Raw genomic sequence first — 12,363 nt, 5'->3', positions numbered from 1 at the left:
GCACCATGGAGGCCGTTTAAATGGCTCCGGTTTGAAGCCAATTCTGCACCAGAATGAATTTGTTGCAAGCGTTGTGCCAAGGACTTTCAAGGCCGGCAACGTTTCAAGGAGATGAAAAATGACTGAAAACAAAACGATGAATTTCAACGATCTGGAGCAATGGCTCAACGAGCGGCGTGTCACCGAAGTCGAATGTCTGGTGCCTGACTTGACGGGTGTGGCTCGCGGGAAAATTTTGCCCCGTGCCAAGTTCACAGAAGACCGTGGAATGCGTTTGCCCCAAGCCATTGTGGCCATGGGCGTGACGGGTGAGTTCCCCGAAAGCGGCCCCTACTATGACGTGATCGACCCCACCGACAAAGACATGCAATTGCGGCCGGACCCCTCGTCCGTGCGTATCGTTCCTTGGGCGGCTGATCCCACAGCCCAGGTGATTCACGATTGCTTTGACCATGAAGGAAAGCTGGTGCCCTTCGCCCCTCGAAGCGTACTGCGCCGCGTGTGCGACCTGTACGAGGCCGAAGGTCTGCAGCCCATCGTGGCGCCTGAGCTGGAGTTCTACCTGACAGCGCGCAACACCGATCCCAACACCTTGCTAAGGGCACCGGTAGGGCGCAGCGGCCGCGCTGAAACCTCCCGTCAGGCCTACAGCATTGATGCGGTGAACGAGTTCGATCCCTTGTTTGAAGAGATCTACGAGTATTCCGACAAGATGGAGCTGAACGTCGACACCTTGATCCACGAAGTGGGGGCAGGGCAGATGGAAATCAACTTCTTCCATAACAAGCCCCTGGGCCTGGCGGATGAAGTTTTCTTCTTCAAGCGGACCGTCCGTGAAGCAGCCATGCGGCACGACATGTATGCCACGTTCATGGCCAAGCCGATTGCCGGCGAGCCCGGCAGTGCCATGCACGTACACCAAAGCCTCGTGGACATTGCCTCCGGCAAGAACGTGTTCAGCAATGAGGACGGCACGCCGTCCGAAGCATTTATGCATTACATCGGCGGCTTGCAGCGCTATATCCCTGCAGCCATGGTGCTGGTGGCGCCCTACGTCAACAGCTACCGCCGTCTATCCCGCAACACGGCGGCGCCTATCAACATCGAGTGGGGTTATGACAACCGCACGGTAGGTATCCGTTCACCCATTTCTTCACCTGCGGCCCGCCGTGTGGAAAACCGCGTAATCGGTGCAGATGCCAACCCTTACGTGGCCATGGCCATGACGCTGGCTTGCGGATACCTGGGGCTCAAAAACAAGATCAAACCCAAGCCCGAAATGCGGGGTGATGCGTACCTGTCCCCCTATGCCTTGCCGCGTAGCCTGGGCGAAGCGCTGGACTGGCTGCGCAAGGAGTCCGATCTTCACGAGGTGCTGGGCAAAGAGTTCATTACGGTCTACTCTGAAATCAAGGAGCTGGAGTTTGATGAGTTCATGAAAGTCATCTCTCCGTGGGAACGTGAGCACCTCTTGCTCCACGTCTAAATTTGTTTTGCTTATTCACGAGCCTGCCATGAACACAGTCGTCGATACCGCCCTGATCCAGTCTTTGGACAGCGCCCATTTCCTTCATCCGTTTACTGATTTCAAGGACCTTAACGGCCGTGGTGCGCGGGTGATTACCCGTGCGGAAGGTGTGTACGTTTGGGACTCCGAAGGCCATCGCATTCTGGATTGCATGAGCGGATTATGGTGTGTCAACGCCGGCTACGGCCGCAAAGAGCTGGCAGATGCCGCCCATCAGCAAATGATGACGCTGCCTTACTACAACAGCTTTTTCCAAACTACCAATGTGCCGGCGGTTCAACTTGCTGCCAAATTGGCATCGCTGGCACCTGACGTGGGTGACCGCAGCTTCCAGCATGTGTTCTATTCCTCCAGCGGTAGCGAAAGCAACGATTCCAACGTGCGCATGGTGCGCCGCTACTGGGACTTGCTCGGGCAGCCGCAACGCAAGGTCATCATCAGCCGGAACAACGCCTACCACGGCAGCACCATGGCAGGTGCCTCGCTGGGGGGAATGAGTGGCATGCACGCACAGGGCGACCTGCCGATTCCCAATATCACCCATATTGAGCAACCTTACTATTTCGAGAATGGTTTGCCGGGCGAGACCGCCGACGAATTCGGTGTTCGCGCTGCAGGTTGGCTGGAGGAAAAAATCCTGGCAGTCGGGCCAGACAAGGTTGCGGCATTTATTGCTGAACCAGTGCAGGGCGCGGGGGGCGTGATTATCCCTCCTTCCACCTACTGGCCTGAAATCCAGCGCATCGTTGACAAGTACGGCATCTTGTTGATCAGTGATGAAGTCATTTGTGCCTTTGGTCGTCTGGGTCACTGGTTTGGCTATGAGAAGTTCGGCTACAAGCCCGACCTTGTGACCTTTGCCAAGGCAATCACCAGCGGCTACATCCCCTTGGGCGGCGTCATGGTGGGAAACCGCGTGGCGAAGGTGCTGATAGAGCAGGGCGGTGAGTTCAACCACGGCTATACCTACAGCGGTCACCCGGTCGCATGTGCGGTGGGCTTGGCCAATCTCGAGATCATGGAGCGTGAGCAGCTCCCTCAAAAGGTGCATGGCGAAATCGGTGCGTACTTTGCCCAGCGCTATGCCGAGCTGAACGACCACCCGCTGGTCGGCGTGGCGGAGACCTGTGGTTTCGTGGGTGGCTTGGTGTTGGTGAAAGACAAAGCCCGCAAGACACGTTTTCACGGCGATGACGGCGTCGGCATGATTTGTCGCGGCCATTGCTTTCAAAACGGCCTGATCATGCGTGCAGTCGGCGATCGGATGATCATTGCCCCCCCGTTGATCATGACGCGAGCTGACATCGACGAGATGATGCGCCTGATTTATCTGGCATTGGACCTCACTCAGTCCGAGTTGAAGGCCCGGGGCCTGCTATAGCACTTCTATAATCTTTTTTGGTCTGAATATTGCTTGAGTCAGGCTTGTAGTTCGTAGTCCCCCGAATCCATTTCTACGGAGATTTGCTCACCATGAATAAGTACCTTTGCACGTTTGCGCTCTCAGCGCTGGTCTTGGCCGCTTGCGGCAAAAAAGAAGAGGCGCCTGCAGCCGCAGCTGCGCCGGCAGCAGTTGCCAGCGCACCTGCAGCACCTGCCAATACCGAAGAGAAGGTACTGAACATCTACAACTGGCCTGACTACATTCCCGAAGGCATGATCGCCGCCTTCGAGAAAGAAACCGGCATCAAGGTCAATTACGACACGTTTGAAACCAACGAGGCTTTGCACGCCAAGCTGGTTGCCGGCAACACCGGTTACGACCTGGTGGTTCCCGGTACGGTGTTTGCCAAACCGCAAATCGAAGGCGGTCTGCTGCAGCCTCTGGACAAAGCCAAGATCAAGAATCTGGCGAATTTGGATCCAGCATTGATGGCCACCATGACCAAGGCGGACCCCGAAAACAAGCATCTGGTCCCATGGGCATGGAGCTTCACCACAGTAGGCATCAACAAGACCAAGGTTGAGAAGGCTTTGGGTGGCATGCCCATGCCTGAAAACGCTTGGGACCTGGTGTTCAACCCCAAGTACACCGCCAAGCTGAAGTCTTGCGGCATCGCTTACCTGGATTCCCCGACTGAAATTCTGCCCGTGGCTCTGCACTACATCGGCAAGGACGCTTACTCCAACAGCAGCGACGACTACAAGGAAGCCGCAGCCATGTTGGCCAAGGTTCGCAAGGATGTCCGTTTGTTCAGCTCCACCATGATCGATGACATCGCTGGCGGCAAAGCCTGCGCGGCTATCGGTTGGGCAGGTGATATCAACATTGCAGCCGGTCGTGCCAAAGAAAACGGCTCCAAGGATGTGATCGAGGCCTTGTTGCCCAGCACCGGTGCTCTGATCTTCATTGACTCCATTGGTCTGACCAAGGACGCCAAGCACCCCAACAACGCGCACGCGTTCATCGACTTCTATCTGCGCCCAGACAACGCAGCGCTGATGACCAATGAAATGAACTACAACACCGGCAACAAGGCCGCTGTGGACAAGATCAAGCCTGAAATCGCCAGCAACAAGAGCATCTTTGTGGATGCTGAGTACTTCGGCAAGATGATTCCTCCCAGCAGCTTCACCAACGAAGCGCGCGAGTCCATGGCTAACGCCTACAACGCATTCAAAAAAGGCAAGTAATTTCCTGATTTGAGTGCTTTCAAGGGCTGTTTGTACGCCGGTATGAACAGCCCTTTTTGCTTCTAGAGACATCATCAAAGGTCATCACATGGCAGTGCAACCCGACAAAATGGGATATCTGGTAACCGAAAAGCTGGTCAAGCGGTTTGACGAGGCCGTCGCCGTGGACGAGGTTTCACTGTCGATCGGGCAGGGCGAGATCTTTGCCTTGCTGGGCAGCTCTGGTTGTGGCAAATCCACTTTGCTGCGCATGTTGGCGGGCTTTGAGTCGCCGACCTCCGGTCGTATTTTGTTAGGTGGCCAGGACGTCGCCAAGCTGGCGCCGTATGACCGCCCCATCAACATGATGTTCCAGAGCTATGCGCTTTTCCCTCATCTGGACATTTGGGAAAACGTGGCATTCGGACTGAAGCGGGAAGGCCTGCCCAAAGACGAAATCAAGCAGCGTGTCGGTGAGATGCTGGATCTCGTGCAGCTTGGCGCCTATGCCAAACGCAAACCCCACCAATTGTCGGGCGGGCAACAGCAGCGTGTTGCGCTGGCCCGCAGTCTTGCTAAACGCCCCAAGTTGCTGCTGTTGGATGAACCTCTGGGTGCTTTGGACAAAAAGCTGCGTGAACAAACCCAGTTCGAGCTGGTGAACATCATTGAAAAGGTCGGCGTGACCTGTGTCATGGTGACCCACGACCAGGAAGAAGCCATGACGATGGCGAGCCGAATTGCGGTCATGAGCAAGGGCCGCGTGTTGCAGGTTGGCAGCCCCGAAGAGGTGTATGAGCACCCGGCCAACCGGTTCGTGGCGGACTTTATCGGGAATGTGAACATCTTCGAAGGCCGCCTCAGCGTGGACGAGGTAGACCGCTGTGCAGCGGTCACCGGTATCGGCGAAATTCAGGTGGGCCATGGCGTGAGTGGCACGCTTAATATGCCGGTCGGCATTGCAGTGCGCCCCGAGAAGATCGAAATCAGCAAGACGCGACCTGCAGCGGCGGTGAATGTCTTTACGGGCAAAGTCAAAGAGATTGCGTATTTCGGCTCTTACAACACCTACATCGTGGTGGCGACCGACGGCACCAAAGTAAAGATCACCGAGGCCAACACCTCCCGACAGGATTTGAGTGACATCACCTGGGAAGACAATGTGTTTTTCTGGTGGGGTGACCGCTCCGGCATCGTGCTGCGCGATTAAGGACTGCCATGGCCTCCACAAATCTATCGATGCCGGGTCGCCGTTTTGTGATCGGCGTGCCCTACGGTTGGCTGTTGATCTTTTTCCTGCTGCCTTTTTTGATCCTGCTCTACATCAGTTTTGTAGACATGGGCAACGACATCAACCCGTTCAAGCCGATCTGGGATGCGAGCACCGGTTTGCTCAAGTTGAAGTACGAAAACTATTGGTCCATCTTCCGCACCGGTGAAGGCGGCCCGCTGTTTCAGACCCTCTACATCGAAGCCTATCTGCGCTCCATCTGGTACGCCTTGTGCACGGCCGTTTTGTGTCTGCTGATCGGCTATCCCTTCGCCTATTTCATTGCCAGGTCCAAACCTAGCGTGCGGCCGGCATTGCTGATGATGGTGATGTTGCCGTTCTGGACCTCGTTTCTGCTGCGCGTCTATGCATGGAAAGGCATTCTGGCGGACCAGGGTGTGATCAATCAGTTCATGATGGCTGTCGGCCTCACCTCCGAGCCCGTACAAATGCTTTACACCAATGTGTCCATGCTGGTGGGCATGACCTATGTGTATTTGCCCTTCATGATTCTTCCCTTGTACGCCAACCTGGTGAAGATGGACTTCCGTTTGCTGGAAGCGGCTTACGACCTGGGTACTTCGCCATTCAAGGCCTTCTGGCTGATTACGGTGCCACTGTCCAAAGCGGGCATCGTCGCGGGTTTCATGCTGGTGTTTATTCCATCGGTCGGTGAATTCGTCATTCCCTCCCTGTTGGGTGGACCCGAAAACATCATGATCGGCCGCGTTGTCTGGGACGAAATGTTCACCAGCAACAACTGGCCCCGGGCGAGCGCCTTGGCGGTTGTCATGATCGGACTGATTGTGGTGCCCTTGGCCTTTTATTACCGCTACACCGGCGAAGCCGCTGAAGCCAAGCATTGAGGTGAATCATGAAAGCCTGGTTTGAAAAGCACTTCGGCAAGGCCTGGTTGGCCGTGGTGTACGCCTTCCTCTACATGCCACTTTTGTTCATGGTGGTGTTCTCGTTCAACAGCACCCGTCAGGATGCCAACTTCACCGGGTTTTCATTCCGTTGGTACGAGGCACTGACCAAAGACACCAAAATCGTGGAAGGCTTCTGGCTGTCAGTTCAGGTGGCCTTGGTTACAGGCGTGCTGTCTGCCGTGCTGGGTACCTTTGCGGCCTTTGTGCTGGTGCGCTACCGGCGCTTCCTCGGGCGTACTGCGTTTTCCGGCATGGTGAACGCACCCTTGGTGATGCCAGAGGTGGTGATTGGTCTGTCCCTTCTGCTGCTCATGGTAGGTGCTCAAAACGTGTTCGGTTGGCCTGAACGCGGCATGTTCACCATCATTCTGGGGCATACCTTGTTGGGCATGGCGTACGGTATGGTCGTTGTGCAATCCCGTCTTCTGGAGATGAACCGCTCCATCGAGGAGGCCGCGATGGACTTGGGCGCCCGCCCGCATGAGGTGTTCTTCCTGATTACCTTGCCGAACATTGCGCAGGGCATCCTGGCTGCGTTTCTCTTGAGTTTCACGCTGTCGTTTGACGATGTGGTGATCTCGGAGTTTCTGTCCGGCCCTGGCGTGAACACCTTGCCGCAAGTCATTTTTGGCTACGCGCGCCGTGGTATCAATCCGACCATCTATGCCGCTGCCACTTTGCTCATTTTGACGGTGACCATTGTGATCATCAGCTATAGCGTGTGGGTTGCCCGTCAGACACGCAAGAGGGAACGCGAAATTGCCGCCGCCACTCGCGCGGGTACGGCCGCCATCCAACCGGCCTGATCGTCCGGCAATGCTTGCTCCGCTATTGATTTCATAGCTCGTCGCGCAGGTGCGGCGGGCGCCATAGGCTATTTTTATGCATAACTATCCCGCCCTCATAGCCGCGCTCAAAGCGCAAGGTATTCATTCGCTGTTGCCGCAGTTCACCGATATCCACGGTGTGGCCAAGGGCAAATTGGTCCCCGTTGAGAACTTGCGCGAATGGGTGGAGGCAGGCGCTGGATTTGCCGGTCCCAGTATCTGGGGTACTGGCCTGCCGCGTTACGGGGCCCGCAGTGAGTATTACGGGCGTGTGGTGCCGGAAACCATTCGTGCGCTGCCCTTTATGCCGGGCGTGGCGCTTGCGGTCTGCGACGGATTTGCCGGAGGGGAGCCTCTGGAAACCTGCTCGCGCCAGTTGCTGCAAAAAGCGATTCAGAAATTGAAAGAGCGGGGCTGGACGTTGTGGGTGGGTATCGAGCCGGAATACTTTCTGCTCAACAAGCGCGACGGCCGTTGGCAAGTGGCGGACGTGCAAGATGGTTTGGATAAGCCTTCGTACGATTTGAAGTCCATCCATCGCAATGCGGCTTACCTGGACGACATGCGGCAGACGCTCACCAGTCTGGGCTTTGAATTGCAGCAGATGGACCATGAAGATGCCACCGGTCAGTACGAGATCAACTATCGCTTTGACCATGCATTGGCCGCGGCAGATCGCTTCATGCTGTTCAAACTGGCAGCACACGCAGTGGCTGAACGTCACGGCATGGTGTTTAGCTGCATGCCAAAGCCACTGGCGCAGGCTCCCGGCAGCGGGCTGCATTTCCATTTAAGCATCACGGATGCCGAAGGTGTGCCGGTGTTTTCTGATGTGTCCGGCAGCTTGGGTTTGAGCCGAGTAGGGCACGCATTTGCAGCTGGCCTATTGGCGCACGCGGATGCATTGGCTGCCATTTGTGCTCCCACAGTGAACAGCTACAAGCGTTTGGCCAGCAGTGCCAGTGCGTCTGGTACTACGTGGTCGCCTGTGTGGAAGGCCTACGGAGATAACAACCGGACTTGTGTGGTGCGCACGGTGGCAGGTCGCATGGAATGGCGTTTGCCAGACCCGTCATGTAACGTGTACGCCGCTTTGGCCGGCACCTTGCTCGCGGGCCTCGATGGCGTAGACCGTGGCATGGTTCCACCTCAGCCTTGTGAGCAAGACCTCTATGCGGTAGCGGCAGCTGGTGAGGCCTTGCCTGCTCAACTGCCCCGGAGCTTGCAGGAGGCATTGGACGCTTTGGCAGCGGATGGTGCTTTGACTGCGTCCATGGGGCAAGCTTTTGTGGACCAGTTTTTGGCTATCAAGCGTGCTGAGTGGGACGCTTTTCACCAGCAGGTCAGTGCGTGGGAGATGGAGCGTTACGCTGCGTTCTATTGATTTTTTACTAGGCGCTTTTTCATTTCGTATTGTGAATTAAGTGGGTCTGGATTTCGCGGCCGCCATATCGTATGGAGTTTATTGATTTTGCATTGAGAAATAGATTCTCTAAGTGCTTGATTTGATTGATGAAAATTTATGTCTTATATAAGACATAAGATTGAACATGTGTCTTATATAAGACTTAGAATTCAGTCATCGGCAATCGAAATTGGCCGAATCAATCAACCAACCTAGGAGTGTTCTCATGCCGCAATCCATCAAAGAGCAATTGAGCCGCGAACAACAAATCGCAGCCTTGGAAAAAGACTGGGCGACCAACCCCCGTTGGAAGCTGGTCAAGCGTGGTTACAGCGCCGCCGACGTCGTGCGTCTGCGCGGTAGCCTGCAGCCTGAGTACACCCTGGCACAGCGCGGTGCTGAGAAGCTGTGGGAAAAAGTGAACGGCGGCGCCAAGAAGGGTTACGTCAACGCATTCGGTGCGATCTCTGCAGGCCAAGCCATGCAGCAAGCCAAGGCTGGCTTGGAAGCGGTGTACCTGTCCGGCTGGCAAGTGGCTGCAGACGGCAACACCTCTGAGACCATGTACCCCGACCAGTCTTTGTACGCCTACGACTCGGTGCCCACCATGGTTCGCCGCATCAACAACACGTTCAAGCGTGCTGACGAAATCCAGTGGTCCCGCGGTATCAACCCGGGCGATAAAGAATTCATCGACTACTTCCTGCCCATCGTGGCTGACGCAGAAGCCGGCTTCGGCGGCGTGCTGAATGCGTTTGAACTGATGAAGAACATGATTCAAAGCGGCGCTGCAGGTGTTCACTTTGAAGACCAGTTGGCAGCCGTGAAAAAGTGCGGCCACATGGGTGGCAAGGTTCTCGTTCCTACCCAGGAAGCTGTTGAAAAGCTGATCTCTGCGCGCTTTGCTGCTGACGTCATGGGCGTGCCCACCATCGTGCTGGCCCGTACCGATGCAGAAGCTGCCAACCTCATCACTTCCGACCACGATGCCAACGACAAACCTTTCTTGACTGGCGAGCGCACACAAGAAGGCTTCTACCGTGTCAAAAACGGTCTGGAACAAGCCATCAGCCGCGGTGTGGCATACGCACCTTATGCGGACTTAGTGTGGTGCGAAACAGGCGTGCCGGATATCGGCTTTGCCCGTGAGTTCGCCCAAGCGGTGCACGCTGCTTGTCCCGGCAAGTTGCTGTCCTACAACTGCTCACCTTCCTTCAACTGGAAGAAGAACCTCAACGACAGCCAGATCGCATCCTTCCAGGAAGACCTGTCTGCGCTGGGTTACAAATACCAGTTCATCACCTTGGCAGGTATCCACATCAACTGGTTCAACACCTTCCAGTTCGCACACGCATACGCCCAAGGCGAAGGCATGAAGCACTACACCAACATGGTGCAGGAGCCCGAATTCGCAGCCCGCGAAAAGGGTTACACCTTCGTGTCCCACCAGCAGGAAGTCGGCGCGGGTTACTTCGACGATGTGACTACCGTGATCCAGGGCGGTTCCTCCTCTGTGAAGGCACTGACCGGTTCTACTGAAGAAGAGCAATTCCACTAAGCCAACCGCTGTGGAGTCAAGGCCGGGTCGCTCACAAGGCGCCCGGCCTTTTTTCATCCATGCAGACTGCGGTTAAAATACAGGTATCAACTTTGTATAAGAGCGAGAAAGGCAGTTTGGTTATGACACCGCGAACTACACCGGCAACATTCTTCAGCGAATAAGGCCGTAGTCCGCGCGCCTTTTGCGCAGTCAGCTACCAAATTCATAGTAAAGCGCGGACCCCTCCGCGCTTTTTGCTTTTCAAGACCCTCTTTCCTCGACATCACCATGATCCACATCACACTCCCTGACGGTTCCAAACGTGAATTCCCCGGCCCGGTTACCGTGGCCGAAGTGGCTGCCTCTATCGGCACCGGCTTGGCCAAAGCAGCTTTGGCCGGCAAGGTCCGAGCCGAAGGCGAGTCTGCTGATGCTGCAAAAGTGGTGGACACCAGTTTCCAGATGACCGCCGATAGCGCGCTGTCCATCATCACAGCCAAAGATGCCGATGGTTTGGAAGTCATTCGCCACTCCACGGCCCACTTGTTGGCCTATGCCGTCAAGGAGCTGTTCCCCGATGCGCAAGTGACCATCGGGCCCGTGATCGAGCACGGTTTCTTTTATGACTTTTCCTACAAGCGGCCGTTCACTCCAGAGGATTTGGCCGCAATTGAAAAGAAGATGACCGAACTCGCCAACAAGGATGAGCCTGTTGTGCGTCGGGTGTTGCCGCGTGACGACGCGGTGGAATACTTCAAGAGTTTGGGCGAGCAATACAAGGCAGAAATCATTGCCAGCATTCCTGCGAATGAAGACGTGTCGCTGTACCGCGAAGGCAATTTTGAAGATCTGTGCCGAGGCCCCCACGTGCCCAGCACCGGCAAACTCAAACATTTCAAACTCATGAAAGTGGCAGGGGCCTACTGGCGTGGAGACCATCGCAATGAAATGCTGCAGCGCATTTACGGCACGGCTTGGGCCACCAAGGACGAATTGCAGCAGCACTTGACCATGCTCGAAGAGGCCGAGAAGCGTGACCACCGCAAGCTGGGTCGCGAACTCGATCTGTTCCACATCGACGAGCATTCCCCCGGTACAGTCTTCTGGCACCCCAAGGGCTGGACACTCTGGCAAGGCGTCGAGCAGTACATGCGCAAGGTGTACCAGGACAACGGTTACCTTGAGGTCAAGGGCCCTCAAATTATTGACAAGAGCCTCTGGGAGAAAACCGGCCACTGGGACAAGTACCGCGAAAACATGTTCACCACCGAGAGTGAAAAGCGCGACTACGCCCTGAAGCCCATGAACTGCCCGGGCCACATCCTGATCTACAAGCAGGGCATCAAGAGCTACCGCGATCTGCCTTTACGCTTCGGCGAATTCGGCCAGTGCCACCGCAACGAGCCCTCGGGCGGACTGCACGGCATCATGCGCGTGCGTGCCTTTACGCAAGACGATGGTCACATCTTCTGTACTGAAGACCAGATTCAGGATGAGGTGAAAGCCTTTACAACCTTGCTCCAGAAGGTCTACAAAGACTTCGGCTTCACCAACATCATCTACAAACTGTCCACCCGGCCCGAAAAACGTATCGGCACCGAAGAGGGTTGGGACCGTGCAGAAAACGCCTTGGCTGAAGGTCTGCGCGCTTCAGGCTGCGATTTTGAATACTTGCCGGGCGAGGGTGCTTTCTACGGCCCCAAGATCGAATACACGCTCAAGGACGCCTTGGGCCGTCCATGGCAGTGCGGCACGATCCAAGTGGATCCTAACTTGCCCGAGCGCCTGGATGCAGAATTTGTCGGGGAAGACGGTAGCCGCCATCGTCCCGTCATGCTGCACCGCGCGATCGTCGGCAGCCTGGAGCGCTTCATCGGCATCTTGATTGAAGAGAGCGCTGGTGCCTTGCCTGCCTGGCTCGCTCCCGTGCAGGTAGCGGTGCTCAATATCACCGATGCACAGGCCGATTACGCCCGAAGCGTCGCTAAAACGCTGCAAAATCAAGGGCTTAGGGTTCATTTAGATCTGCGCAACGAGAAAATAACCTATAAAATACGGGAGCATTCGATGCAGAAGCTGCCTTATCTGGTTGTTATTGGTGACAAAGAGATGGCAGCAGGCGCTGTCGCAGTGCGTGCCCGGGGTGGTCAAGACCTCGGCGCAATGCCCTTGGAGTCGTTCATTGAGCGCATTACCGCGGACATTGCCAACAAATCATCCTGAGGTCTCCCCAAGGAAACACCGGTTTGAC

At 55.9% G+C, this 12,363-nt stretch carries 9 protein-coding genes; all 9 read left to right on the top strand.

Annotation, left to right across the window (positions count from 1 at the left end; genetic code table 11):
- The first annotated feature begins 118 nt into the window (after nt 1–118).
- The 9 genes from ACOAP0_RS01280 (at nt 119) to thrS (ending at nt 12,335) form a co-directional block, all read left to right on the top strand.
- On the top strand, nt 119–1,486 hold the full coding sequence (locus tag ACOAP0_RS01280) for a glutamine synthetase family protein (RefSeq protein WP_087494129.1): 1,368 nt from the start codon (nt 119–121) through the stop codon (nt 1,484–1,486).
- A gap of 28 nt (nt 1,487–1,514) precedes the next feature.
- The gene (locus ACOAP0_RS01275; RefSeq protein ID WP_498375929.1) at nt 1,515–2,909 is read left to right on the top strand and encodes an aspartate aminotransferase family protein; all 1,395 of its coding nucleotides are present in this window, start codon (nt 1,515–1,517) and stop codon (nt 2,907–2,909) included.
- Between the two features lie 92 nt (nt 2,910–3,001).
- Nucleotides 3,002–4,162, top strand: a complete 1,161-nt coding sequence (locus tag ACOAP0_RS01270; RefSeq protein WP_498375930.1) for an extracellular solute-binding protein — start codon at nt 3,002–3,004, stop codon at nt 4,160–4,162.
- 88 nt (nt 4,163–4,250) lie between these two features.
- Nucleotides 4,251–5,351: an ABC transporter ATP-binding protein gene (locus ACOAP0_RS01265; RefSeq protein WP_498375932.1), complete on the top strand. Its 1,101-nt coding sequence runs from the start codon at nt 4,251–4,253 to the stop codon at nt 5,349–5,351.
- Nucleotides 5,352–5,359: 8 nt separating this feature from the next.
- Nucleotides 5,360–6,277 carry an ABC transporter permease gene (locus tag ACOAP0_RS01260; RefSeq protein WP_087494125.1) on the top strand — a complete coding sequence of 306 codons (918 nt, stop codon included), beginning with the start codon at nt 5,360–5,362 and terminating at the stop codon, nt 6,275–6,277.
- An 8-nt stretch (nt 6,278–6,285) separates the two neighbouring features.
- A complete protein-coding gene (locus ACOAP0_RS01255; RefSeq protein ID WP_498375933.1) occupies nt 6,286–7,146 on the top strand; it encodes an ABC transporter permease in 861 nt (286 codons plus the stop codon).
- Nucleotides 7,147–7,222: 76 nt separating this feature from the next.
- On the top strand, nt 7,223–8,551 hold the full coding sequence (gene glnT / locus ACOAP0_RS01250) for a type III glutamate--ammonia ligase (protein WP_498375934.1): 1,329 nt from the start codon (nt 7,223–7,225) through the stop codon (nt 8,549–8,551).
- Nucleotides 8,552–8,798: 247 nt separating this feature from the next.
- Nucleotides 8,799–10,130, top strand: a complete 1,332-nt coding sequence (gene aceA, locus ACOAP0_RS01245; RefSeq protein ID WP_087494122.1) for an isocitrate lyase — start codon at nt 8,799–8,801, stop codon at nt 10,128–10,130.
- 270 nt (nt 10,131–10,400) lie between these two features.
- Nucleotides 10,401–12,335: a threonine--tRNA ligase gene (gene thrS / locus ACOAP0_RS01240; protein WP_498375935.1), complete on the top strand. Its 1,935-nt coding sequence runs from the start codon at nt 10,401–10,403 to the stop codon at nt 12,333–12,335.
- Nucleotides 12,336–12,363 lie beyond the last annotated feature (28 nt).

Source organism: Curvibacter sp. Hmag1.1 (assembly GCF_059769165.1).
This window is presented reverse-complemented; position numbering and strand designations above follow the sequence as displayed.

Coding starts and splice junctions, on each gene's coding strand:
- ACOAP0_RS01280 (WP_087494129.1), top strand. CDS start 119: ATGACTGAAAACAAAACGATGAATTTCAACGATCTGGAGCAATGGCTC.
- ACOAP0_RS01275 (WP_498375929.1), top strand. CDS start 1,515: ATGAACACAGTCGTCGATACCGCCCTGATCCAGTCTTTGGACAGCGCC.
- thrS (WP_498375935.1), top strand. CDS start 10,401: ATGATCCACATCACACTCCCTGACGGTTCCAAACGTGAATTCCCCGGC.
- ACOAP0_RS01255 (WP_498375933.1), top strand. CDS start 6,286: ATGAAAGCCTGGTTTGAAAAGCACTTCGGCAAGGCCTGGTTGGCCGTG.
- ACOAP0_RS01260 (WP_087494125.1), top strand. CDS start 5,360: ATGGCCTCCACAAATCTATCGATGCCGGGTCGCCGTTTTGTGATCGGC.
- ACOAP0_RS01265 (WP_498375932.1), top strand. CDS start 4,251: ATGGCAGTGCAACCCGACAAAATGGGATATCTGGTAACCGAAAAGCTG.
- aceA (WP_087494122.1), top strand. CDS start 8,799: ATGCCGCAATCCATCAAAGAGCAATTGAGCCGCGAACAACAAATCGCA.
- ACOAP0_RS01270 (WP_498375930.1), top strand. CDS start 3,002: ATGAATAAGTACCTTTGCACGTTTGCGCTCTCAGCGCTGGTCTTGGCC.
- glnT (WP_498375934.1), top strand. CDS start 7,223: ATGCATAACTATCCCGCCCTCATAGCCGCGCTCAAAGCGCAAGGTATT.